Source organism: Microbacterium meiriae, from assembly GCF_040702565.1.
In the GTDB taxonomy this organism is placed as follows: domain Bacteria; phylum Actinomycetota; class Actinomycetes; order Actinomycetales; family Microbacteriaceae; genus Microbacterium; species Microbacterium meiriae.
Genome location: NZ_JBFBLJ010000002.1, coordinates 479429 through 501643 on the forward strand (window position 1 = coordinate 479429; position 22215 = coordinate 501643).

The following is a 22215-nucleotide window of genomic DNA, read 5'->3' on the forward strand; positions in this document are numbered from 1 at the left end:
CTCCCATCGACACACCCGTAGACTTTTCGGAGGGGGAGGACCACGTGGACGCTCGGACCACCCGACGCGGCGTACCCAACGCCGTCCTCTGGGGTGGCGTCGGCGTGCTCGCCTGGGCGGCCCTGACCGTCCTCACCGGTGGGGGCTCCGCGCATGCGGCCGAGGAGCCGAAGGGTCCGCTCGACGGCCTCACCTCCGTCGTGTCGGAGACGGTCACCGCCGTGACGAAGCCGGTCGTGAACAACGTCGTGGCTCCGGTGGTGAAGCAGGTGGCGACGCCGGTGGTCCAGGAGGTCGTGGCCCCCGTCGTGCAGGAGGTCGTCGCTCCCGTCGTGACCCACACCGTTGCTCCCGTCCAGGAGGCGGCTCCCGCCGTCGTCGAGACGGTTACCGAAACGGTGACGCAGGTCCCGGTCGTCGGAGACACTGCGGCTCCGGTGCTCGAGGCGGTCGCCGAGACCACCGAGACGGTCGTCGAGCCCGTGACCGACGTGCTCGGCTCTGCACCGGTCTCGCAGATCACCGCGCCCGTGCTCGACCTCGTCGGCGGCCTTCCGCTGGTCGGCGGCATCGTCGTGGACTCCGGCGCCATCGACCTGGTCGAGAACGTCGTCGGTGTCGTCGACGGCACGACCAGCCTGATCGGCGGCGTCGTCGAAGAGACCGTTCCGCCGGTCGTCGAGGTGCTCACGCCACATGAGCCGGCTGCACCGCAGACCCCGGAGGGCTCCGTCCCCATGGGCGTCCCCCCTGTGCGCGAGGACATCGCCGCGCTTCCCGAGCCTGCTCCCGCACCGTCGGCCTCGCCGAGCACGGGCCAGGACTCTGTGCTCCGCACCGTGGCTTCCTTCGCAGGTCCGGTCTCCGCACCCGACTCCTCGGACGCCGGTGCCGGTGACACCGCTCCGGTGCCGTTCGGTGCTCCTCCGGCCGCTCCGACCGCCCCCGCCTCTTCCTCCGCCACCTCGGCCGGAGGTTCCGCCAGCGCCCCCGCTCGCCTCAGCGAGATCGGCGCGACCCCGCTCCGTGCCTGGGAGCGGGCCGCCGGCGCACGGGACGACGCCCTTCCGGGCGCACCCGTCGCCGACACCGACGTCTCGCCTGACTGACGGACTGTCGCGTCATCCCACCGGGATGACAGATGCCGTGCTGCGCGCGCACTTCCTCGCGCGCATCCCATCAGACAGACCAGTCACGTCAGGAGAACCATCATGCGTACCTACGCGAAGCGCGTCCTCTGGGGCACGCTCATCGCCGGCGGGATCACCCTGCTCGGCGCGACGGCCGCCAATGCGGCCGAGACATCCGGAGACGACGGCTTCCTCTCCGGCACCCAGGCAGTAGCGCCCATCACCGCCCCGATCACGGTCGTCGACAACGCGATCTCCGTGCTCGGCGACGCGGCATCCACCGCGCCGGCTCCGGCCCCGGCTCCCGCCCCTGCTCCGGCTCCCGCACCGGCGTCCGCCCCCGCTCCGCAGACGAGCGGCGAGGAGGGCACCGCATCCGGCACCCAAGCCGTGGTGACCGTGAACCTCCCCGTCACGGTGACGGACAACGCGATCAGCCTCACCGAAGACTCCACGACCAGCACCCCGGCCGCCGCTCCTCCCCAGAGCGCGGCTCCCCAGGCCCCTGACGCGGCCGGGGTGCTCTCCCTCGACACGGACGGCCTGGATGGCGTGCTCTCGGGCACGCAGGCTCTGGTGGCGGTCAACGCCCCGGTGACCGTGTCCGACAACGCCATCTCGCTGCTCGGTGACTCCGAGTCGGCCGCTGAGGGAGAGAGCGCCGCAGCACCGGCGCCTGCCCCGGCGACCGGGTCGAGCACCTCGGGCGAGGACGGCACCGCGAGCGGCACCCAGGTCGTCGCCCCGGTGACGGCCCCCGTCACCGTGAGCGGCAACGCCATCTCGCTCCTCGGCGACAGCGAGGCCACCGGCACCACCGGCGGCACCGCGGCCCCGACCGCACCCGCGGCCGGAGGCAGCACCACCGGCGGTGACGACAGCATCCTCGGGGGCACGCAGGCCGTGGCACCCGTGACGGCGCCTGTCACCGTCGGCGGCAACGCCATCTCGCTCCTCGGCGACAGCGAGGCCACCGGCACCTCCGGCGGCACCAGCCCGGCACCGGCTGCGCCCGCGGCCGGGTCGAGCACCTCGGGCGAGGACGGCACCGCGAGCGGCACCCAGGTCGTCGCCCCGGTGACGGCCCCCGTCACCGTCGGCGGCAACGCCATCTCGCTCCTCGGTGACAGCGAGGCCACCGGCACCACCGGCGGCGCCACGGCCCCGACCGCACCCGCGACCGGAGGCAGCACCACCGGCGGTGACGACAGCATCCTCGGCGGCACCCAGGTGGTCGCGCCCGTGACCGCCCCCGTCGGCGTCACCGGCAACGCCATCTCCGTCACCGACGACGCCACCGTCACCGGCACCGCTGGCGGCGCCACGTCCCCGACCGCACCCGCGACCGGAGGGAGCACCACCGGCGGCGACGACAGCGTCCTCGGCGGGACTCAGCTGGAGCTCCCGGTGACGCTTCCCATCACGATCGGCGGGAACGCGATCTCCGTCGTCGGCGAGAGCACGGTGACCGATCCCGGCACGAACCCGGGCACCGATCCGGGCACGGACCCGGGCACTGATCCCGGAACGGACCCGGGCACCGACCCGGGCACCGACCCGGGCACGGACCCCGGCACCAACCCCGGAACCGACCCCGGAGCGAACCCGGGAACGACGCCGAGCACCGGAGCCGACATGACCAGCATGCCGTGGGCTGCGGGTGCCGCCGCGACGGGTGAGGCCACCGGTCTCGCGATGACCGGTGGTGCCTCGGCCCCGTGGCTGTGGGCCCTCGCCGCTCTCCTGCTGCTGGGAGGTGCGGGCCTGCTGCGCCGTCGCACGGCGTAGGCGCTGAGCCCCGGCGGTGGCGATGTCCTCGGGGGAGGAGACTCGCCCCCGCCGGTGCGCGGCAGCGTCCGCCCGTGCGGTGCAGCCCTCGCTGCGCTTCCTCTGCCGAGCGTGACCGTCGCGCAAACGGCGGATGCCCCGTGGTCCCCCCACCGCGGGGCATCCGTGCGCCCGTTCGGCGAAGCGCGCGGGATGTGGTGGTTAGCCGAGCTCCTGGAGCTCCGCCGTCATGTCGCCGCCTGCGTCTCCGGTATTGACCGTGCCCTTCGGCTCGAAGAGGATTGCCTGCACCTCTTCCTCGGCTTTCGGGCAATGCTCGACCCCCCGAGGAACGACGAACACGTCGTTCGGGTTCAGGACGACGTCGCGGTCGCGGAGCTGGATCGTCAGGCGCCCGCTCACCACGAAGAACAGCTCGTCGGTCTCGGGATGCGTGTGCCAGACGAACTCGCCCTGCAGCTTCACGACCTTGACGTCGTAGTCGTTGACGCTCGTCAGCCGGTGCGGCTGCCAGTGCTCGTGGATGGTGGACAGGGCCTCGTGCACATTGCGAACGTCGTCCGTCATGGCCAGCAGCCTATCCTCACGGCGGGGCGATCAACCCGTCGGCGTCGACGACGGCGGCACTGCCCGGGAAGTCCCGTCGGCCGCGCTCGTCCATCAGGGCGCCGGCCCGACCGGTCGGATCGGGCGCCGGGGCGCCGCCGTCGGCCTCCAAGACGATCGAGCGGACCTGTCCGCCGAGATACGTTCCGTCTGCGCGGAGACGGACCGACAGGTAGGCGCCGAAGCGCGTCTCCTCCTCGGCCCCGAAGACGCCCCCTCCCGCGAAGTTGCCCAGGCTGTACGCGATGAGCCGGCCACGGTAGAACTCCGCACCCCGGACAACGTGCGGACCGTGCCCGACCACCAGATCGGCCCCGGCGTCGACGGCCGCGTGCGCGAACGCCTGCGGATCGCCCCGGTTCTCCCCGAAGCTGAGCTCGGTCCCCCCGGTGACCGCGTCCGCCTCCGGTCCCTCGGCGCCCATGTGCGCGTGGACGACGACGAGATCGGCCTGCTCCGCCGCCGCGCGCACCACCTGACCGACGTGACGGAGGTCGGTGACCCGGTTGAATCCCCTGTACGGCGCGAAGCCGACCAGGGCCACGGTGGTCTCCCCCACCCTCGTCACGACGACCTCGTTCCGGTCCCCGACGGCGTCCATGCCCTCCGCGCGCAGAACGGCCCTCGTCTCGTCGACGCCCTCCCGGCCGAAGTCGTGACTGTGGTTGTTCGCCTGATTGAGCACGTCGAAGCCGCGCAGCGCCGCAGCGGCATCCGGCTCGCTGCGGAACGCGAGGCAGTGGTCGCTCCCGCCGCACTTGTCGACGCCGGTGTCGGCCGCGATCACCTGCTCGAGGTTGCCGGTGACGATGTCTTCGGTGAACCACGGGCGCACGGCGTCGAAGGTCGATCGTCCGCGATCCACCGGGATCCCGCGCGACGCGTCGTACAGCAGGATGTCGCCGACGGCGCCGATGCTGACCTCGCCCTCGTTGGTGGCGGCGCGGTCGGCGGTCGCGGCCGGCCGGGCGGGAATCGCCGCTGCCGCGCTGACGGCGAGGCCGACCCCCAGCAGTGCCAGCATCGCGACCGGGGTCCGCCAGGGGACTCTGCGAGGCGCGCCGTCGACCGCGGCTCGCCGACGAGGCAGATCCCACAGCCAGGCGAGTCCATCGCGAGCGGTGAGGCGATCGAGGCCGATGCACGCGGCGACGAGACCCGCCGTGAGCACGACCGGGAGCAGGACGGCCGCGAGCAGCTGCACGGCTTGCCCCGCGTCGGACAGGACCCCCCCGAGCGCGGCGTCGGCGAGCGCGAGCAGCGGCATGTGCAGGAGGTAGATCGGCAGGGTCCGGACGCCGAGCGCCTGCAGGCCCCGCCCGACCAGAGGGAGGCCCGCGAGGATCGGGGCGACGGCGAGTCCCATCGCCACCCCGAGGACGGACACCGCCGGCCACACCCCGGGAACGGTCTCCGTACCCGTCACGCGCATGACGGCGTAGGCGGCGAGGTACCCGAGGATCAGGGCCCCGGCGAGTGCTGGTCGCGGACGAGCGGTGAAGCGACGGATGCGCGGTGCGAGGTACGCACCTCCGAGGAAGAAGAAGAGGTTGTAGAGGAGCGATCCGCGGTTGCTCACCACATCGACCAGCCCGGCGGCCACCGCCACCGAGAGGACTCCGGAACCCGCCAGCAGGACGCCGCGCGGCAGTCGCTGCAATCCCTTCGCGACGACGAAGTACAGCGCGAGGGCGTAGAGGTACCAGGTGTTCGGCGGGCTGATCGTCACCCCCTCCACGAACGCGGAGACACTCCTCGGTACGAACGTCGGGAAGTCGGGGAACGCCCACATCGCGGCGGCATGGATGAGGCTCCAGAGGAGATAGAGGTAGAGGAAGCGGCCCACGCGCGGACGGAGCACGGCCGCCCACGGTCGAGCCAACGCTGCGGAGGCGAAGTATCCGGACAGGAACAGGAACAGCGGCATGAGGAACGGCCAGATGAGATCGCTCGCGAGACCCCAGGCTCCGGGAAGGGGGATGCCGAGCCGCCAGTCGACCTGCAGGTAGGTCTTCAGCACGACGTGCCAGAACACCACGAGGACGATCAGCAGCCCCTTCGCGGCATCGCCCCAGGGCGCGCGCGATGTCGTCGCTGCGGTCATGACACCAGCCCACCCCACCGGATGTTGCGAGAGCGTATGCGAATCCGGCGACAGTCCTGCAACATCCCCGTCCGTACGGTCCTTCGCATGACACGCATCAGACACCTCGTCGCCGCCGTGCTCGCCTCGCTCCTGGTCCTCGCGGGCACGACGCCCGCGCTCGCGATCAGCGACGGCAGCGACGCGACGGAGCCCTACCCCTTCATGGGCGCCTACAAGCCCGGCTACCCGAAGACGCCGGGGCCGGGAGGCAACGGCTGCGGCGTCACCCTGATCGACGCGAACTGGGGCCTCACCGCCGCGCACTGCCGCAAGAACAACCTCGTCAGCACGGGAAGGCCGAAGGGATGGACGGTCCAGTTCGGTTCCGCCGACGTGACGGAAGGCGGTGAGGTCGCCACGGTGAGCCGGTTCTTCCGCCTCCCCGGGGGTACCGAGCCCGTGTTCGGTGAAGACCTCATGCTGTTGCGCTTCGACGAGCCGGTGTCGCAGACGCCGATCCCTCTCGCGTCGGCGCGGCCGAAGGTCGGCACGGCGGTGCGTTTTCTCGGTTGGGGTAATGACGCGAGTCCGGGCGAACAATCCCACTACCCGACGATGCTGAAGGAGTTCGACGCGCGAGTCCTCGACAACGCCGACTGCCCTACCATCGAACGAGCCAGCGAGATGTGCGCCGGCGACGGCGACGGCAAGACCGGAAACGCAGACTCCGGGGGGCCGCTGCTCGTCCGCGTGAACGGAGGGTGGGCCCTCGCCGGCATACTCACCGGCAGCGAAGACCAGAACCCGGAGGTCAGCGGCCTCTTCACCGACGTGACCGCGCACGCCGACTGGATCCGGACCGTCATGTCGACGTACGAGTCGATTCCCGATGACGTCGTGCCCCATGACCCCCTCGCCGGCTACCCGGGCGTCGGGCCCTGCGCGTCCTCCATCGTCAGAGCCGCGGCGTCGACGGACGAGGACCATGCCCTCCTCCTCACCAACGGGCACTGCACCCCGGCCGTGGATCCGTCTCGAGACATCCCGCAGCCTGGAGCATTCGAGCTCGACCGATCATCGGACTCCTCGGTCCCGTTCAAGGACGAGAAGGGGTACCTCCTGACCACGTCGAGGACCGAGCGGCTGCTGTTCGCCACCATGACCGGCACCGATCTCGCGCTCTATCGGCTCGACGCCTCCTACGCCGACCTCGAATCGCAGGGCGTCACCGTCCTGGACATCGCCGCCGCGCCGCCGAAGATCGGAGACGTGGTCACCCTGCAGGCGGATGAGGGCTTCACCTGCACCGTCGAGACGGTCGTCCCCACCCTGCGCGAAGGCGAGTATGAGCTCTACGACTCGCTGCGACTGGCGAAGGACGAGGACTGCGAGACCTACCACGGCACCTCCGGGGCAGCCCTCGTCGCCGCCGACGGGAAGACCATCGTCGGGGTGAACAGTTCGAGCAACACCGACGGGGAGAAGTGCACGGAGGACAACCCGTGCGAGGTGGGGGCGGACGGGAAGATCAGCGTCCACACCGATCAGGCCTATGCCCGTCAGGTCACCGTGCTGAACGACTGCATCGCGGCCGGTTCGGTGTTCGACGCGGACGCTCCCGGGTGCACCCTCGCCGCCGCTGCCCGTGGCGAGGAGCCGCTGAACGTCCCGCTCCTCGTCGGCGGTGCGGTGTTCGGCCTCGGCATCGTGGCGTTGGCGTGGGCGCTCGTCGCGCAGCGTCGACGGAGGCATCACCTCATCGACCAGACCACGGAATCAGGCAGCACCCCCGCCGCCTGACCCGCGTCCGGACGCAGAAACGCCCCCTGTCCCGGAGGACAGGGGGCGTTCTGTTCGACAGGCAGGGCCCGTCGGGTGCCTTACTTGGCGGCGACGACCTGCAGCGTGATGACGGCAGTGACGTCCTCGTGCAGACGCACGGTCGCCTCGTGCTCACCGGTCGCCTTGATGGGCGAGGTGATGTGCACCTTGCGCTTGTCGATCGAGCCGAGGCCCGCAGCCGTGACGGCCTCTGCGACGTCGGCGGTCTTCACCGAGCCGAACAGACGGCCTTCCTTGCCGGCCTTCACCGCGAGGCGCACCTTGGTGCCCTCGAGGGTGTTCTTCAGGGCCACAGCCTCGTCGCGGTCGTGGATCGCGCGTGCCTGACGCGCGGCCTGGATCGATGCGACCTGCTTTTCGCCACCGCGGGTCCACGCCGTAGCGAAGCCCTGCGGGATGAGGAAGTTGCGGGCGTACCCGTTCTTGACCTCGACCACGTCACCGGCGCTACCGAGCCCGGCGACCTCGTTCGTGAGAATCAGCTTTGCCATCTCGATACCCCTTACCGGCCGGCGCCAGCGTAGGGCAGGAGCGCCATTTCGCGCGCGTTCTTGATCGCCGTGGCGATCAGACGCTGCTCCTGCACCGAGACACCGGTGATACGACGGGCGCGGATCTTGCCGCGCTCCGAGACGAACTTGCGAAGGGTGGCGACATCCTTGTAATCGATGACACCGACCCGGATGGACTTCGCGGGAGCGGTGGGCTTGCCACCCTTCCGCGGCTTGCGGCGGTCGCCGCTCGACTTTCCAGCCATAGTTTTTCCTTAGTGATGAGCGGGGTGCGGCCCTTCGACGAGCTCAGGGACCCACCCGTGAAGAAGTGTTTTCAGAAGGGGGTGTCGTCGCCGAAGCTGCCCGGAGTGCTCCAGGCGTCGGCGCTGGTCGACGAGCCGGGTGTGGACCACGGCTCCTCCGACACCTGCTGCTGCTGCGCGGGACGGGACTGTCCCCCGCCGCCACCGCCCGAGGCCGCACGGGTGACCTGCGCGGTCGCGTACCGCAGCGAGGGGCCGATCTCGTCGACCTCCAGCTCGATCGCGGTGCGCTGGTTGCCCTCGCGGTCCTGGTAGGAACGCTGGCGCAGACGACCCTGCGCGATCACGCGCATGCCCTTGGTGAGCGAGCCCGCCACGTGCTCGGCGAACTCACGCCACACCGAGGCGCGGAGGAACAGCGCTTCGCCGTCCTTCCACTCGTTCGCGGCACGGTCGAAGTTGCGAGGCGTCGATGCGATGGTGAAGTTCGCCACCGGCAGCCCGTTCTGCGTGTAGCGCAGCTCGGGGTCGGCGGTGAGGTTGCCCACCACGGTGATGACGGTTTCGCCGGCCATGAGACTTAGGCCTTCGCAGCCTTGGCGGCCTTGCGGGCAGCCTTCTCTTCGGAGCGCTTGGCCTCGGAAGCGATCATCGCCTGAGCCTCTTCAGCGCGGAGCACCTTGGTGCGCATGATCTGCTCGTTCAGCTTGAGCTGACGGTCGAGCTCCTGCGTGGCGGCGCTGGTCGCGGTGAAGTTGACGACGGCGTAGATGCCCTCGGTCTTCTTCTGGATCTCGTAGGCGAGACGGCGCTTGCCCCAGATGTCGACGTTCTCGATAGAGCCACCATCGTTGGTGATGACCTTCAGGAACTTGTCGAGCGTCGGGGCGACCTGGCGCTCGTCGATCTCGGGGGTCAGAATGACCATGAGTTCGTACTGGTGCGTCACTTACCCACCTCCTTCGGACTAGAACGGCTCTCGGGGCTTTCCCGGGAGCAGGAGGGTGTGTGCACGTGCCCGCCCGTGGAATCCCGAATGGACGCCGCAAGGCAGACAACCTCGACAGTCTAGCGGAGTTTCCTCGGAACCGCCTCCCGCACATCCGCTCGGTCCTTGGCATGCTGGAGGGCGTGCCTGGTGACGGTCATCAGCACGTGACCTGGAGGGGGGCGCCATGCGCGTCAACAAGTGGGGGGTCGGCGTCGTGCTCGCCGCCGCCGTCATGCTCACCGGATGCTCGGCGGGAGCGTCGGACAAGCCGGCCGAGTCGAAGCCGAGCGGGGCCGCGTCGCAGGAGGCCGAAGCGCCGTCCACCGACTGCCCCGAGCTCACCGACGGCGCCACCGTCGACGGCTCTGCCCTCGGCGCCTGCATCGCCGAGGCCATGACCGACACTGCCGGCTACGCCGCCAAGACCGTCGTGATGGGCATGGAGTCCACCACGCGCTTCAACCCGTCCGAGAAGGCGCTGGAGTCGCTCTCCCCGATGGGCTCGATCGTCGCGATCGGCGACGACGTCTGGGTGAAGTCGCCGTCGAGCGACTGGCAGACCGCCGACCCGTCGTCGAGCGACCCGATCATCGCGGGCCTCAGCACCACCGCGAAGGACGTCACCGCGATGGACCCCGCCGAGACGGCGAAGGCCATCACGGGTGACTTCACCGTGACCGGCACCGGCGAGCGCCTCGGCCAGAAGGTCTACCTCGTCAGCGGCACCGTCGAGCAGGCGGGCACGCCCGTCGAGGTCGTGTTCGAGGTCACCGAGGACTACGTCAACCTCGCCTCGACCAGCTCCGCGACCGTCCAGGGGCAGTCGGTCGACGTCGCGCTCGAGATCACCGAGTGGGACGTGAAGCAGGACATCGTCGCGCCGCTCTGATCGCACGAGACACGCGAAGGGCCGGGGTGCATGCTCCGGCCCTTCGCCGTATCAGGCCTCAGTAGGCGACGGGAGGCACCTCGGCCCAGACCGCGCGGTCGTCGGCGGAGGGGGCATCGGGGATGCGGCCGGTGCCGTCCGGCTCCGGGATCGCGGCGAGCAGCGCCTGCGTGTAGGGGTGCCGCGGCGCCGCCCAGAGCTCAGCGGTCGGCCCTGATTCGAGCACCCTCCCGCCGAACATCACGAACGTGCGGTCGGCGATGCGGCGCACGACGGCGAGATCGTGGGAGATGAAGAGCATCCCGGCGCCGGACTCGGCCACGAGGTCGCGCATGAGCCCCGCGACACTCGTCTGGGTGGACGCGTCGAGCGCGGAGATCGGCTCATCGGCGACGAGCAGCGAGGGCCGCGCGGCGAGCGCTCGGGCGATCGCGATGCGCTGCTTCTGGCCACCGGAGAACTGATGCGGGAAGCGGGTGCGCACCTCAGCGGGCAGTCCGACCCGCTCCAGCCACTCCTCCACGGTGGAACCGGCGGCACCGCGCGCGCGGGCGGTCGCGATGCCGTCGGAGATCTGGTCGCCGATCCGCCGGCGCGGGTTCAGCGAGGTCGCCGGGTCCTGGAAGACCATCTGGATGCCCGTGAGCGCCGTGTCACGACGACGGATCCCCAGCGGCGCGACGGGGGCTCCGCGGAACGACACCGTCCCGCCGGCGGTCTTCTCGATGCCGACGACAGCGCGGGCCAGGCTCGACTTGCCGCTGCCGGACTCGCCCACGAGGGCGACCGTCTCTCCCGCCGCGACACTCAGCGAGACGCCGTTCACCGCGATCACGGGCGGGGTGCCCGGATACCGCACCACCACGTCGCGCGCGTCGAGGACGCTGACCTCACTCATCCGCGGCCTCCTCCGGGCTCTCATCGATGCGCGATCCCGGCAGGGCCGCGAGCAGCATGCGGGTGTACTCGTGCTGCGGAGCGCGGAACAGCGTCTCCCGGTCGGCGAGCTCCACGATGCGACCGTCCTTCATGACGGCGACCGTGTCGGCGATCGCGCTCATCACGCCCAGGTCGTGGGTCACGAGCAGGACGGCGAGGTTCCGCTCGATCGCGAGGTCGCGCAGCAGCTTCAGGATGCCGGCCTGCACCGTCACGTCGAGGGCGGTCGTCGGCTCGTCCGCGAGCAGCACCTCCGGATCGCACGCGAGGGCGCACGCGATCGCGATGCGCTGCCGCTGGCCGCCGGAGAACTGGTGCGGATACCGCTTCAACGCCTCGGCCGGATTCGGCACCTGCACGGTCTGGAGCAGCTCCACCGCCCGCTCGCGCGCAGCGGCGCCCTTGAGCCCGAGATGCACGCGCATGTGATCGGTGAGCTGCCGACCGACCGGAAGCTGCGGGTGCAGCGAGGCCGACGGATCCTGGAAGACCATCGCGATGCGCTTCCCGCGGATGCGGTTGAGCCCCCGGCGGTTGCGACCGACGAGCTCCTCCCCCGCGAGCAGGATCGAGCCGCCGGTCTTCGCCTGTCGCGGCAGCAGGCCGAGCACGGCGAGGGAGGTGAGCGTCTTGCCGGAGCCGGACTCCCCCGCGAGGCCGTGGATGCGCCCCGGTTCGAGTTCCAGGGACACGCCCTTGACCAGCGGACGGCCGATGTCGATCGTGAGGTCGCGGATGCTCAGCGTCGCCGTGCTGTGCGCGGTCATAAGGGCACCCCCGTCGCGGAAGCCGTGTGCTCCGCCTGCTTCTCGTGGGCGATCTCGGCGGTCGGGTCGAGCACGTCGCGCATCGCGTCTCCGAGGAAGTTGAACGCGAGCACCACCGTGAGGATCGCGAGACCGGGGAAGACTCCGAGCCACCAGGCGTCGAAGTTCTGCATCGCACCGGAGATCATCGACCCCCACTCGGCCGTCGGCGGCTGCGCCCCCAGGCCGAGGAAGGAGAGGCCGGAGAGCAGCAGGATCGCCGCCCCGATGTCGAGTGTCGCGAGCACCAGGACCGGGCCGGCGATGTTCGGGAGGATGTCGACGAACAGGGTGCGCACCGGCGAGTGTCCGAGCAGGCGGCCCGCGATCACGTAGTTCTGTCCGCGGAGACCGAGCACGATGCTGCGGGTGACGCGGGCGTACTGCGGCCACGAGACCACGATCGCGGCGATGACGGCGTTGAACAGCGAGGGGCCGAGCGAGGCCGCGACCACCATCGCGAGGATCACGGTCGGGAACGCCATGAACAGGTCCGTGATGCGCATGAGCGTCTCGTCGACGGCGCGCCCGAAGTACCCGGCGACCGCGCCGACGAGGGTGCCGATGATGAGGGCGGCGATCACGAGCATGAGCGCGAGCGGCAGACTCACCGTCGCGCCGGTCATCAATCGGGAGAAGATGTCGCGGCCGTTGCCGTCGGTGCCGAGGATCGTGTCGATGCCCGGCGACTGCAGACGGGGCAGCACCTGCGCGTTCGGCGGGTAGGGCACCCACCACTGCGCGGTGAAGGCGACGATGATCCACGCACCGGCGATGACGGTGCCGATGATGCCGAGCGGGGTGCGCCAGGCGCGCGGCCAGCGGAAGCGGAAGCGTCCGGCGGGGGTCGCTGCGGCGATGCGGCTCATGCGATCCTCACTCTCGGGTCGAGCACGCCGTAGAGCAGGTCCACGATGAAGTTGATGAGGAGGTAGATGACACCGACCACGAGACCGACACCCATGATGCCGGGCAGGTCGAGATTGGCGGCGGAGTTGTAGGCGTACGTGCCCAGCCCCGGCCAGGCGAACACCGACTCGACGAGCACCGTTCCGGAGAGCAGGGCTCCGAAGGCCACGCCGACCACCGTCAGGATCGGCAGCGAGGCACCCCGGAGCACGTAGTCGAGGATGACGCGCATGGCCGGCAGGCCCTTGGCACGGGCCGCGCGCACGTAGTCGCTGCCGAGGACCTCGAGCACCGAGGTGCGGATGAAGCGGGTGAGCAGTCCGATGGTCACGAGCGAGAGCACCATAACCGGCAGCGCGAGGTGCGCGAGGGCGTCGAAGAAGCCCACCGCGTCGCCGTTGAGGAGGTAGTCGACCGTGTAGAGCCCGGTCACACGGGGCGGCGGGGTGATCGACGGCGAGATGCGTCCGGAGCCCGGCGCGATGCGCAGCTCCAGGAAGAACACGTAGAAGCTGACCAGCGCGAGCCAGAAGGTCGGGACGCTGAGCCCGACGAGCGTGACGACGCGGATGACCTGGTCGGTGACGAGTCCGCGGCGGTAGGCGGCGAGCGTGCCGAGCACGACGCTGACCGCGAGGCTGACGATGATCGCGCTGATCGCGATCTCGATCGTCGCGGGCACGGCGGTGGCGAGGTCGCTGGTGACCGGGCGTCCGGTCACCAGCGACGTGCCGAGGTCCCCGCGGAGCAGGTTCCCCATATAGATGAAGTACTGCACGAACAGTGGCTGGTCGAGACCGTTCGCCGTGATGAACGCCTCGCGCGTCGCGGGGTTCTGCGACGCGCCCTCGCCGAGCGCGGCCGAGACCGGGTCTCCCGGCACCAGGTTGGTGAGCGCGAACGTGACGATGGTCACGCCCACCAACAGGAGCAGGGAGGTCCCGGCCCGCCGCAGCAGGTACCCGACGAGAGGCGAGCGGCGCCGCTGCGCCTGCCTCTGCACGGCCACTGTCGTCATGAGTCGTCCGATCAGCCGGCGGGCGTGATCTCGGCGATGTCCATCTCCCACACGGAGTTGTAGACGGCGCCGGACACGCTGGAGGCGGAGGAGATGTTGCGACCGGGGACGATCAGCGGCACGAACGGGCCCTCGGCCTGCATGGCCTCGGCGAACTCCGTGAAGGCCTCGGTGCGCTGCTCGGCGTCGGTCGCGGCGGCCGCACCGGCGGCGATGCCCGCGATCTCCGGGTTGGCCTCGGCCGCCCAGCCGGCGCGGAGGCCGACCTTCAGACCCGGGGCGAAGGGCAGGAAGTTCGCGGAGTCGGCGTAGTCCGGACCCCAGAACCACAGGCCGAAGCCCTCGGTGCCGTTGACGTACGCGTCGAGCTCGGTCGCGAACGGTGCAGGAGCGAGGTCGACGGCGATGCCGGCGTCCTCGAGCTGCGCCTGGATGCGCTCCGCGAGCGGGGTGAACTCCACGCCGCCCACCGGGTAGTCGTTCGGGAACTGGAGCTTGAGGGTCTGACCGGTGTAGCCGGCCTCCTCCAGCGCGGCCTTCGCCTTGTCGAGGTCCTGCTCCACGCCGCTGTCGAGGGCACCCTCGAACCCGGGCGGGATGACGCCGGTCGCCTGCACGGCACCCGCGCCCGCGAGCTCGAGCAGCGCGTCGTAGTCGAGCGCGTAGCGGATGGCCTCCGCGATCTTCACGTTCGCGAGGTCACCGCCGGCCTCGCCCTGGTTGAGCAGCAGGAAGATGGTCTGACCGGAAGGGACCGAGTCGACGCTGATGTCGTCGCCGAGGCCCGCGACCTGGTCGCCGTTGAGGTCCATCGCGACCATCGAGTCGCCGCCCTTGAGGTTGGCGAGCTGGGTCGCGCTCTCCGAGACGTTGCGCACGACGACGCGGCTGTAGGCCGACTCCTCGTCGCCGTTGTACTCGTCGTTGCGGGTGAGGATGACCTGCGAGCTGAGGTCGAGCGTGTCCAGCACGAAGGGGCCGGATCCGGCGGACTCGCCGTCGAGGAAGCCCTGGGCGCTGTCGGAGCCGTCGGTGGTCCCGCCGTTCTCCATGACGACGTCGGCGTTGACGATGCCGAGCGCCGGGTTCGCGAGGATCGCGGGGAGCTGCAGCAGCGGGGTCTCCGAGGTGAACCGGATGGTCTTGTCGTCGACCTCCTCGATCGTCAGGCCGCCGAGCAGGAAGTTGGGCTTGGCGTCTGCCATGCCCTGGATGCGCTGCAGCGAGAACACGACGTCCTTCGCCTCGATGGGCGAGCCGTCGGAGAACACGCGGTCGCCGTCGAGCGTGAAGGTGAACTCGGTCGCCTCGTCGTTCTGCTCCCACGACGCCAGGCCAGGGACCGGAGTGGAGACGTCGGAGCCCTCGAAGTCGACGAGGGTCTCGTACAGCGCCTTCGCGATCATGTTGCCGGTCGGGTCGTAGGTGTGACCCGGGTCGGTCGTCTCGATCGAGAACGCGGTGTCGATGACGAGGGAGTCGGAGCCCTGGGACGACTCGGAGTTGTTCGCCGAGTTCCCTCCCGAGCAACCTGCGAGCGCCAGGAGCGCGACGGCTCCGAGCGCGATGACCGGCGTGATACGGCGTGACGACATCAGGGCCTCCAAGGGCGAGGAGTACATTCGGGTCCGGTCGCCACCGATGTGGACGACCGGGGATCAGATTCGCATCATATGCGACGATGTGTCCAGCAAGTGCGCGTCACACAGGCACGCATTGTCGAGAACCTCGGATGTGAGGAGCAATATGTCCAGCAAGGACGCGGATCCGTCGAAGCAATCTGGACGAAGTGCCGCCCCTTTGGATGAGACGGCGTACAGAATCCTCGATGTGCTGCGCGATAACGGTCGCGTCTCGATCGCCGCGCTGGCCGAGAAGGTCGGCATCTCGCGGGCCAGCGCCTACACGCGGGTCGAGTCGCTCGTGCACGACGGCGTCATCACCGGATTCAGCGCGCGCGTGGATCAGGCGAAGGCCGGGCTGTCGATCGGGGCGCTCGTCTTCGTCACGGTGATGCCGCAGGCCTGGGCCTCGTTCCGGGAGCGCATCATCGAGATGCCGGACGTGGAGTGGTGCGCGATCACGACCGGGGAGCACGACGCGATGCTGCTCATCCGCGCCGTCGACGTGAGCGGCGTGCACGAGTTCTCGACGGGGGTCATCGCGCAGCTTCCGGAGGTGCGGACGGTGGTCAGCGTCGTCGTGCTCGACGAAGTGATCCGGCGGCCCTACCTGCTGCCCGGCGACCTGCCGGAGCGGCAGACCGAGGTCCCGCTGGGGATGACCCGGTGGACGCCGGCCTCCCCCGGTCGGGATGCGCTCCCGCCGCGCTGAGGTCAGGCGGCCGGGATCTCCTCGACGACGCTCAGCTGCGGGAGACCGTGCATCTCGTAGTGCTCGACCAGACGGATGCGGCCGTCGTCGGTGAGCTCCAGCTCGCTCTCGCCGTCCCCGGTGACGACGGTGCCGTCGGCCTTGAGCACGTGGACGAACGAGACCCAGATCGTGTCGCCGGTACGCGTGCCCACGAACTTCCCGAAGGTGACCGTGTCGCCCTCGTAGCCGCCCCAGATCGCGCCGTCGCGTTCGAAGTACTCGAAGACGCTGGGGGCGTCGGGGTCGACGGCGGAGGTCGTGGACGAGACCATGCGGAAGCGTCGGCCGTCGAGGGAGGGGAGGATCGCGGTGGCAGTCACCCCTCGATTATGAGGGATCGACGGCCGCGGCTCGCGTCGTCGGACACGGCCGGTACCGTGGTCGCATGGAGTGGATCGCTGACCCCGGCGTCGGCGCGTGGCTGCGCGAGACCCTCGACGACGGTCTGGGCAGCATGCACGCGGTCGTCCCCCGCGGCTTCCCCGCGTACGCCCGGGTCTTCCATCCCGCCACCGTGCGGGAGAGTCCCACGGCAGCGGATTCCGAGGTACGCGTCAGCTGGGCGCAGACCGCCGCCACCTTCGGCACGACGATGCACGCGGAGGCGCAGTGGCACCGGATCGTGCGGACTCCCGTCGACGCCGATTGGCGGACCCGCATCGCTCCGGACGGCCGCGAGTTCACGGCGCCGCTCGAGGGTGCGCTCGACAGCGACCTCGTGTCGATCCTGGCCGGGCACCTCGCCGCCCACACCGCGACCCCGGACGACGGGGTCGTCGCGCTCTGGGACGGGTTCGGCGCCCTCGTCGGGTTCTTCGGCGACGGCCCGTCCCGCGCGTTCCTCACGTTCAGCGACGACCCGAACCATCAGGCGATGCTCGACCGGAGCATCCACGACCCGTTCAACAACGTCTTCCGGAAGCCCACCTGGCAGGACGGCATCCTCTCGCGGGAGATCTCCGAAGGGCCGCGGCTGCAGCTCCCCGGGCGCGGCTACGTGCTGTTCTCCGGCGGCGCCAGGGACTTCATCGATCCGGCCTGGGTGCTCGGCGTGCCGTGGCGCGACCGGGTGGGCGAGGAGCACGGCTTCCCGCCCTCCGCGCAGAGCCCGAACATCCTGTGGCCGAAGGATCGCACGTGGGTGATGGTCTCGGAGATCGACTACGACTCCACGATCGTCGCGGGCTCGCCCGACCTCGTCCGCGCGATCTGCACGGACGAACGTCTGGAGGCGAAGGCGCTTCGCGAGGGCGCCGACCTCACCTGGGACGCCGACGAGGTCAACCGATGACGTCTCCGCAGGCGTCGGCGTCGTTCGACGCGCGTCCCCTCACCGATCCGGTCGACCCGGCCGCCGTCCGCGCCTTCACGGCGGAGCTCCGGTCCCGGCGGACGACCGGCATGGCGGTGTCGTCGATCATCGCCGTCGTAGCCGTGGCGATCGCCGGAGTCGTGCTGCTCCCGATCCTCGCCTCCGTGGTGGTGGCGCTGGCAGCGGGCAGTGGGTCCCCCGCCTCCGCGGCGATCCCGCTCGTCCTCCTGCTCCTGGTGGCGGCGGGAGTGGGTGTGCTCGTCTGGATGGGCGTCCGCAACGCGCGCACCGCTCGGTACCGCCTGCACCGGTTCGCGCAGGCCAACGGCATGACGTACGAGCCCCGCGTGGACGATCCGCCGCTCCCCGGAATGATCTTCCACCTCGGCCGTTCGCGCCTGGCCACCGACCTCGTCCGCGGAACCCACCCGCGGTTCGTGGAGTTCGGCAACTACCAGTACACGGTGCAGTCCGGGAAGAACTCGACGACGTATCGCTGGGGCTACGTCGCCGTGAAGCTGGATGTGCCCCTGCCGAACATCGTGCTCGACGCGAAGGGCAACAACGGCTTCGGCTCCAACCTGCCGGCGTCGTTCCAGCGGGCGCAGCGTCTGTCGCTCGAGGGCGACTTCGATCAGCACTTCACCCTGTACTGCCCCGAAGGCTACGAGCAGGACGCGCTCTACCTCTTCACGCCCGACATCATGGCGCGCTTCATCGACAACGCCGCGCAGCTCGACGTCGAGATCGTCGACGACTGGCTGTTCCTCTACACGCCCCGCCGGGCCTCCACACTCGATCCGGCGACGTGGGCCTGGCTGTTCGGAACGGTGGGCGCGTTGCTGACCAAGCTCGACCAGTGGGCGCGGTGGCGCGACGACCGCCTCGCTGCCGCGGCGGCGCCCGGGGGCCACGCGCTCCCGTTCGCTCCGCCGGCGGGGATGATCACCCCACCGCCGGGGGTCGCGCCGCAGGGTCGGCGCCTCAAGCGCACGGGCACGTGGGTGCCGATCCTCGTGGTGATCGGCTTCGCGGTCTTCTGGATGCTCAGCCGCTGGAACTGACGACGAGTCCGATGTGGGGGTGGGTGTCGTTCTGGGGAACCGACGCCCACCCCATCCCCCCTCGGGATCGAAAGGAATTCGACGTTCCCTCCGCATTGACGGTTCGACCGTCCCGCCCGTGGTCAGCTGGGGACTGACGCTGCGTGGCGATACCCGGATGGTATACCGGCGGACGTTGCACCCGGTTGCGTTCATGCGCGGGAATGCACTTTCCCGCGCGGCAGTCAGCGGTGCATCGCGCTGTCTGGTGCGGCCCGAGTGGCCTCCCCCGCCAGGACCGCGTCGAGCGTCTGCCAGGCGTCCGCAGCGCGCATCGCCTCTCCGACCTGCCGTGCGCGGTCGCGGAACGCCGGCTCGGCCAGCACCCGGTGCACGGCCGCGACGACCTGTCCCGGCTTCGGCGCATTCGTCCGCAGGTTGATGCCCACGCCGGTCCACCCGACTCGGGCGGAGACCTCGACCTTGTCCTCCGTCTGACCCGCGACCACCAGCGGGACACCCTGGGCCAGGGCCTGCTGCACCCCGCCGAAGCCGCCGTTGGTGACGAACACGTCGATCTCCGGCAGCAGCCGGTCGTAGGGCAGGTACTCGGCGACCCGGACGTTCGCCGGCAGCTCCGCCGGGAGCGCGACGACAGGACGGCCGCCGGTGGATACCACCACGAGGGCGTCGGTCGCGGCGAGCCCGGCGATCGTGGGAAGCACGAGCTGACCGAAGTCCGCGTTGGCGATGGTGCCCTGACTGACGTGGATCACGGGCCGCCGACCGTCAAGGTCGGACCACCAGTCCGGCAGCGGTGCCGTCGACGGCGCGGCCGGAAGGGGCCCGGCGAAATGCACGGACGCCGGGAGGTCGGACCGTGGGTATTCGAACGCGGAAACCGAGAACTGCACGTACGCGTCGGCGCGGCCCGCCCAGTCGAGCACGAATCCGCCGAGATCGCGGCCGACGACCTCGCGCGCCATGGCATCGGCCTCCCTCTGCACGCCCCCGAAGATCACGCGCTCCGCCACCAGACGCAGGAAGGCGTTGCGCACGCGTCCGAACGGCCCGGGCATCGGCGTGACTCCGAGCCCGAACGGGGCCGTGTCGACGCTGCGAGCGCCGAGCGGGAAGATCCCGAGGACCACGACCGGGGGCCGCTCGGCCTTCCGCAACCGCTGCAGCAGCGCAGCACCGACGAACAGCGGTTCGGTGAGGACCGCGTCGATGCGGTTCCGCGCCAGCTCGACGCGCACGGCCTCGAGCTGAGCCCGACCCGGGCGGATGAAGAGGGTGCTCATATCAAAACGGAGCGCGGCCGCCCCGGTGAGACCTTCGCGCTCGGGGAACGCGCCGTTCGCGTCGTCGAGATCGACGTCGGCCTCCGCGGGCAGCGGGCGGAACAGCGCACCGGCCGCTGTCACCCGCTCCTCGTATCGGCTGCTCGTGAGGAAGAGGACCTCGTGCCCGCCCGCGACCAGGTGCCTGGCGACCTGCAGCAGCGGGAGCACGTGCCCGTGAGCGGGAGTGCAGGTGAGGAGGTAACGGGACATGGCGGCTCTCTCGATAGGGTTGGTTGTACCGTTGAAGTATTCATCACCCTTTGAGGAAAGTCAATGACGTCGAGTGTGCGCCCCTACCGCTCCGCCCTGCGGACCCGCCAGGCCGAGGAGACCCGTGCGCGCATCGTCGCGGCGGCCGCCCGCCTGTTCGCCGCGCAGGGATACCAGGCGACGACGATCTCCGCGATCGCCAGGGAGGCCGGGGTGTCCGCGGAGACGGTGAAGACCACGGCGGCGAAGGCGGAACTGCTCATCGCCGCCTTCGAGGTCACCTTCTCCGGCTCGGAAGCCGCCGAGACCCTCGCCGACACCGAGGCCGGTTCGGGACTGACGGCCCTGCCCGACGACGTCTTCCTGGACGCCGTCATCACGCAGATCGGCGCCGCGAACGAGCGCGGGCATGCCCTCTGGACGGTCCTCCTGGGCGCGGCGCTCTCCGACCCGGTCGTCGATGCCGCCCTGCAGCGCATCCTCGCGAACCGGGCGGCGGACTACCGGGGGTTCGCGGCGGAACTGCAGCGCCGGGGCATCGTCGCCTCCGACCTCGACGGCGACACCCTCGCCGACGTGCTCTCGTTCCTGCTCTCGCCCGAGAGCCACCAGCAGCTCGTCGTGCAGTCCGGCTGGTCGCCGGACCGCTACCGCTCCTGGCTGCGGAGTGCTGTGCTCGCCGCGGCCTCTCCGTCGGCGTGACGACGAGGTCGGCGAGGACATTCGTTGACCGATTCGTCAACCAACGCGTAACGTGCTACTCATGCGCATCAAGACACCGACCGCCAAGGTCGGGTATCTGCTCGTCGTCATCGTCGGGATCGTGCTCACCGTCGTACCGCTCACGGTCCTCAGGTTCGAACTCGGATTCGTGTGGGCCACCGTGGTTATCGTGGCGGCCGTCGTCGTGGCGGCACGAACGTTCCGTAGCCCCGGAGAGTCGGACGCCCCACGCCCCTGGTGAAAGATGACCAGCACACGAGGGAGCGGAATCCTCCTCAGCGCAATGTTCTTGATCCAAGGGATCATGGCCTCCTTCGGAGCATTCGCTTCACCGAGTCCGGTGCTGGCCGTGATCGGTGGCCTGGTGGCGCTCGCAGTGGCAGCTCTCTACCTGAACTCCGCAGTCCGGGTCCAGGGCACTCGGGTGCCGTCGCTGCCAGAGAGCTCCAGGCCGAAGCTCTCCCCCTGACAGGTGCTCGACGGGGCGGGCTGAGCGCGGGTCAGAGCAGCTCGGCCACGAGGGTCTCGATGCGGCCGCGGATATCGTCGCGGATCGGCCGGACGGCATCGATTCCCTGACCGGCGGGGTCATCGAGCACCCAGTCCTCATAGCGCTTGCCGGGGAAGAACGGGCACGCGTCACCGCAGCCCATCGTGATCACGACGTCCGACGCCTGCACGGCCTCGGTCGTGAGCACCTTCGGCTGCTCGGCCGTGATGTCGATGCCGAGCTCCCCCATCGCCGCCACCGCGACGGGGTTGATCTCGGCAGCGGGCATCGACCCGGCGGAGCGCACCTCGATGCGGTCGCCGGCGAGGTGCCGGAGGAAGCCGGCGGCCATCTGCGAGCGCCCCGCGTTGTGCACGCAGACGAAGAGGACGGAGGGTCGGTGTGGTGCGTTCACGATGGGGCCAGCGTATCCCGCTCGAGTCGCTTGATTAGCTGCATCTCCGGCCGAAATGGGACCAATCGGGCGATTCGAAGGCCCTCAGGCCAGGCTGAGGCCCGCCAGCTCGGCGGGGTCGAGCATTCGCGACCGGATGAGGAAGCGCATCCCCGTGGGGCCCTCGACGCTGAACCCGGCGCCGCGCCCCGGCACGACATCGATGGTGAGGTGCGTGAACTTCCAGTACTCGAACTGCGAGGCCGACATGTAGACCTCGACCGGATCGTCGAGCCCGACGTCGAGGGTGCCGAGGAGCACGTCGCCGGGACCGGTGAGGAACATCCCCACGGGGTAGCACATGGGGGCGGAGCCGTCGCAGCAGCCGCCGGACTGGTGGAACATGAGCGGCCCGTGCTGCGCGGTGAGTTCGCGGACGAGCGCGGCGGCGGGGTCGGTCACCGCGACGCGGGCGGGCGTGGTCTGACTGGCCATGGGACTCCTTCCGGAATGCCGAGTGCCGGACGGCGCGGCGAGCGCCGCCCGACACCCGGGCTCGG

Annotated in this window: 24 protein-coding genes; 9 read left to right on the forward strand and 15 right to left on the reverse strand. The window is 70.3% G+C overall.

Features of this window, described 5'->3' with window-relative positions; translation table 11 throughout:
* Positions 1 to 44 precede the first annotated feature (44 nt).
* Positions 45 to 1109, forward strand: a complete 1065-nt coding sequence (locus AB0310_RS09755) for a hypothetical protein (protein ID WP_366237130.1) — start codon at positions 45 to 47, stop codon at positions 1107 to 1109.
* A gap of 102 nt (positions 1110 to 1211) precedes the next feature.
* Positions 1212 to 2918: a beta strand repeat-containing protein gene (locus tag AB0310_RS09760; RefSeq protein ID WP_366237131.1), complete on the forward strand. Its 1707-nt coding sequence runs from the start codon at positions 1212 to 1214 to the stop codon at positions 2916 to 2918.
* A gap of 201 nt (positions 2919 to 3119) precedes the next feature.
* Here AB0310_RS09760 and AB0310_RS09765 read toward each other — a convergent pair whose 3' ends face one another.
* Both AB0310_RS09765 and AB0310_RS09770 read right to left on the reverse strand, forming a co-directional pair.
* Positions 3120 to 3485 carry a cupin domain-containing protein gene (locus AB0310_RS09765; RefSeq protein WP_062637798.1) on the reverse strand — a complete coding sequence of 122 codons (366 nt, stop codon included), beginning with the start codon at positions 3483 to 3485 and terminating at the stop codon, positions 3120 to 3122.
* Between the two features lie 16 nt (positions 3486 to 3501).
* Positions 3502 to 5628, reverse strand: a complete 2127-nt coding sequence (locus tag AB0310_RS09770) for a CapA family protein (protein ID WP_366237132.1) — start codon at positions 5626 to 5628, stop codon at positions 3502 to 3504.
* An 87-nt stretch (positions 5629 to 5715) separates the two neighbouring features.
* On the opposite strand from AB0310_RS09770, the gene AB0310_RS09775 reads away from it, so the two are divergent.
* Positions 5716 to 7410, forward strand: a complete 1695-nt coding sequence (locus AB0310_RS09775; protein WP_366237133.1) for a trypsin-like serine protease — start codon at positions 5716 to 5718, stop codon at positions 7408 to 7410.
* 80 nt (positions 7411 to 7490) lie between these two features.
* Here AB0310_RS09775 and rplI read toward each other — a convergent pair whose 3' ends face one another.
* From rplI to rpsF, 4 genes are all read right to left on the reverse strand, one after another.
* Entirely contained in the window at positions 7491 to 7943 is a 453-nt protein-coding gene (gene rplI / locus AB0310_RS09780; RefSeq protein WP_187662744.1) for a 50S ribosomal protein L9, read from the reverse strand.
* Between the two features lie 11 nt (positions 7944 to 7954).
* Positions 7955 to 8209: a 30S ribosomal protein S18 gene (rpsR, locus tag AB0310_RS09785; protein ID WP_017829850.1), complete on the reverse strand. Its 255-nt coding sequence runs from the start codon at positions 8207 to 8209 to the stop codon at positions 7955 to 7957.
* Positions 8210 to 8280: 71 nt separating this feature from the next.
* Positions 8281 to 8784 (reverse strand): single-stranded DNA-binding protein, encoded by a 504-nt coding sequence (locus AB0310_RS09790; protein WP_025102815.1) that lies wholly within the window; start codon positions 8782 to 8784, stop codon positions 8281 to 8283.
* Positions 8785 to 8789: 5 nt separating this feature from the next.
* Positions 8790 to 9158, reverse strand: coding sequence for a 30S ribosomal protein S6 (gene rpsF, locus AB0310_RS09795; protein WP_021201450.1), 369 nt, complete (start codon positions 9156 to 9158; stop codon positions 8790 to 8792).
* A 226-nt stretch (positions 9159 to 9384) separates the two neighbouring features.
* Between rpsF and AB0310_RS09800 the strand changes: the two genes are divergently transcribed.
* Entirely contained in the window at positions 9385 to 10089 is a 705-nt protein-coding gene (locus tag AB0310_RS09800; RefSeq protein WP_315636742.1) for a hypothetical protein, read from the forward strand.
* A gap of 58 nt (positions 10090 to 10147) precedes the next feature.
* On the opposite strand, the gene AB0310_RS09805 is transcribed toward AB0310_RS09800, so the two are convergent.
* The 5 genes from AB0310_RS09805 to AB0310_RS09825 are packed head-to-tail and all read right to left on the reverse strand — an operon-like array spanning position 10148 to position 15356.
* Positions 10148 to 10987, reverse strand: coding sequence for an ABC transporter ATP-binding protein (locus AB0310_RS09805; RefSeq protein WP_259952709.1), 840 nt, complete (start codon positions 10985 to 10987; stop codon positions 10148 to 10150).
* A complete protein-coding gene (locus AB0310_RS09810) occupies positions 10980 to 11795 on the reverse strand; it encodes an ABC transporter ATP-binding protein (RefSeq protein WP_187662748.1) in 816 nt (271 codons plus the stop codon). Before AB0310_RS09810 ends, AB0310_RS09805 begins: the two co-directional genes overlap by 8 nt.
* Entirely contained in the window at positions 11792 to 12703 is a 912-nt protein-coding gene (locus tag AB0310_RS09815) for an ABC transporter permease (protein ID WP_366237134.1), read from the reverse strand. Before AB0310_RS09815 ends, AB0310_RS09810 begins: the two co-directional genes overlap by 4 nt.
* A complete protein-coding gene (locus AB0310_RS09820) occupies positions 12700 to 13761 on the reverse strand; it encodes an ABC transporter permease (RefSeq protein WP_280567911.1) in 1062 nt (353 codons plus the stop codon). Before AB0310_RS09820 ends, AB0310_RS09815 begins: the two co-directional genes overlap by 4 nt.
* Positions 13762 to 13772: 11 nt before the next feature.
* Positions 13773 to 15356, reverse strand: a complete 1584-nt coding sequence (locus AB0310_RS09825; protein ID WP_187662751.1) for an ABC transporter substrate-binding protein — start codon at positions 15354 to 15356, stop codon at positions 13773 to 13775.
* A 151-nt stretch (positions 15357 to 15507) separates the two neighbouring features.
* Here AB0310_RS09825 and AB0310_RS09830 point away from each other — a divergent pair, with 151 nt between their 5' ends.
* Complete coding sequence (locus AB0310_RS09830; protein WP_234024180.1) at positions 15508 to 16095, forward strand: Lrp/AsnC family transcriptional regulator; 588 nt, start codon at positions 15508 to 15510, stop codon at positions 16093 to 16095.
* 2 nt (positions 16096 to 16097) lie between these two features.
* Here the strand turns inward: AB0310_RS09830 and AB0310_RS09835 are convergent, their stop codons facing one another.
* Entirely contained in the window at positions 16098 to 16457 is a 360-nt protein-coding gene (locus tag AB0310_RS09835) for an avidin-fold protein (protein WP_292797011.1), read from the reverse strand.
* Between the two features lie 65 nt (positions 16458 to 16522).
* Here AB0310_RS09835 and AB0310_RS09840 point away from each other — a divergent pair, with 65 nt between their 5' ends.
* Both AB0310_RS09840 and AB0310_RS09845 read left to right on the forward strand, forming a co-directional pair.
* The gene (locus tag AB0310_RS09840) at positions 16523 to 17428 is read left to right on the forward strand and encodes a hypothetical protein (RefSeq protein ID WP_366237135.1); all 906 of its coding nucleotides are present in this window, start codon (positions 16523 to 16525) and stop codon (positions 17426 to 17428) included.
* Positions 17425 to 18513 (forward strand): DUF3137 domain-containing protein, encoded by a 1089-nt coding sequence (locus tag AB0310_RS09845; RefSeq protein ID WP_259953769.1) that lies wholly within the window; start codon positions 17425 to 17427, stop codon positions 18511 to 18513. The genes AB0310_RS09840 and AB0310_RS09845 overlap by 4 nt, the downstream gene beginning before the upstream one ends.
* Before the next feature lie 224 nt (positions 18514 to 18737).
* On the opposite strand, the gene AB0310_RS09850 is transcribed toward AB0310_RS09845, so the two are convergent.
* Positions 18738 to 20048, reverse strand: a complete 1311-nt coding sequence (locus AB0310_RS09850) for a glycosyltransferase (RefSeq protein ID WP_366237136.1) — start codon at positions 20046 to 20048, stop codon at positions 18738 to 18740.
* Positions 20049 to 20111: 63 nt separating this feature from the next.
* Here AB0310_RS09850 and AB0310_RS09855 point away from each other — a divergent pair, with 63 nt between their 5' ends.
* Both AB0310_RS09855 and AB0310_RS09860 read left to right on the forward strand, forming a co-directional pair.
* Positions 20112 to 20750 carry a TetR/AcrR family transcriptional regulator gene (locus tag AB0310_RS09855; RefSeq protein ID WP_366237137.1) on the forward strand — a complete coding sequence of 213 codons (639 nt, stop codon included), beginning with the start codon at positions 20112 to 20114 and terminating at the stop codon, positions 20748 to 20750.
* Positions 20751 to 20811: 61 nt separating this feature from the next.
* Entirely contained in the window at positions 20812 to 21012 is a 201-nt protein-coding gene (locus AB0310_RS09860) for a hypothetical protein (RefSeq protein WP_366237138.1), read from the forward strand.
* Between the two features lie 259 nt (positions 21013 to 21271).
* Here AB0310_RS09860 and AB0310_RS09865 read toward each other — a convergent pair whose 3' ends face one another.
* Together AB0310_RS09865 and AB0310_RS09870 are read right to left on the reverse strand one after the other, a co-directional pair.
* Positions 21272 to 21676: an arsenate reductase ArsC gene (locus AB0310_RS09865; protein WP_522727336.1), complete on the reverse strand. Its 405-nt coding sequence runs from the start codon at positions 21674 to 21676 to the stop codon at positions 21272 to 21274.
* 84 nt (positions 21677 to 21760) lie between these two features.
* On the reverse strand, positions 21761 to 22150 hold the full coding sequence (locus tag AB0310_RS09870; protein WP_366237139.1) for a DUF779 domain-containing protein: 390 nt from the start codon (positions 22148 to 22150) through the stop codon (positions 21761 to 21763).
* Positions 22151 to 22215 lie beyond the last annotated feature (65 nt).

Coding starts and splice junctions, on each gene's coding strand:
- AB0310_RS09760 (WP_366237131.1), top strand. CDS start 1,212: ATGCGTACCTACGCGAAGCGCGTCCTCTGGGGCACGCTCATCGCCGGC.
- AB0310_RS09765 (WP_062637798.1), bottom strand. CDS start 3,485: ATGACGGACGACGTTCGCAATGTGCACGAGGCCCTGTCCACCATCCAC.
- AB0310_RS09770 (WP_366237132.1), bottom strand. CDS start 5,628: ATGACCGCAGCGACGACATCGCGCGCGCCCTGGGGCGATGCCGCGAAG.
- AB0310_RS09775 (WP_366237133.1), top strand. CDS start 5,716: ATGACACGCATCAGACACCTCGTCGCCGCCGTGCTCGCCTCGCTCCTG.
- rplI (WP_187662744.1), bottom strand. CDS start 7,943: ATGGCAAAGCTGATTCTCACGAACGAGGTCGCCGGGCTCGGTAGCGCC.
- rpsR (WP_017829850.1), bottom strand. CDS start 8,209: ATGGCTGGAAAGTCGAGCGGCGACCGCCGCAAGCCGCGGAAGGGTGGC.
- AB0310_RS09790 (WP_025102815.1), bottom strand. CDS start 8,784: ATGGCCGGCGAAACCGTCATCACCGTGGTGGGCAACCTCACCGCCGAC.
- AB0310_RS09800 (WP_315636742.1), top strand. CDS start 9,385: ATGCGCGTCAACAAGTGGGGGGTCGGCGTCGTGCTCGCCGCCGCCGTC.
- AB0310_RS09805 (WP_259952709.1), bottom strand. CDS start 10,987: ATGAGTGAGGTCAGCGTCCTCGACGCGCGCGACGTGGTGGTGCGGTAT.
- AB0310_RS09810 (WP_187662748.1), bottom strand. CDS start 11,795: ATGACCGCGCACAGCACGGCGACGCTGAGCATCCGCGACCTCACGATC.
- AB0310_RS09815 (WP_366237134.1), bottom strand. CDS start 12,703: ATGAGCCGCATCGCCGCAGCGACCCCCGCCGGACGCTTCCGCTTCCGC.
- AB0310_RS09820 (WP_280567911.1), bottom strand. CDS start 13,761: ATGACGACAGTGGCCGTGCAGAGGCAGGCGCAGCGGCGCCGCTCGCCT.
- AB0310_RS09825 (WP_187662751.1), bottom strand. CDS start 15,356: ATGTCGTCACGCCGTATCACGCCGGTCATCGCGCTCGGAGCCGTCGCG.
- AB0310_RS09830 (WP_234024180.1), top strand. CDS start 15,508: ATGTCCAGCAAGGACGCGGATCCGTCGAAGCAATCTGGACGAAGTGCC.
- AB0310_RS09840 (WP_366237135.1), top strand. CDS start 16,523: ATGGAGTGGATCGCTGACCCCGGCGTCGGCGCGTGGCTGCGCGAGACC.
- AB0310_RS09845 (WP_259953769.1), top strand. CDS start 17,425: ATGACGTCTCCGCAGGCGTCGGCGTCGTTCGACGCGCGTCCCCTCACC.
- AB0310_RS09850 (WP_366237136.1), bottom strand. CDS start 20,048: ATGTCCCGTTACCTCCTCACCTGCACTCCCGCTCACGGGCACGTGCTC.
- AB0310_RS09855 (WP_366237137.1), top strand. CDS start 20,112: ATGACGTCGAGTGTGCGCCCCTACCGCTCCGCCCTGCGGACCCGCCAG.
- AB0310_RS09860 (WP_366237138.1), top strand. CDS start 20,812: ATGCGCATCAAGACACCGACCGCCAAGGTCGGGTATCTGCTCGTCGTC.
- AB0310_RS09870 (WP_366237139.1), bottom strand. CDS start 22,150: ATGGCCAGTCAGACCACGCCCGCCCGCGTCGCGGTGACCGACCCCGCC.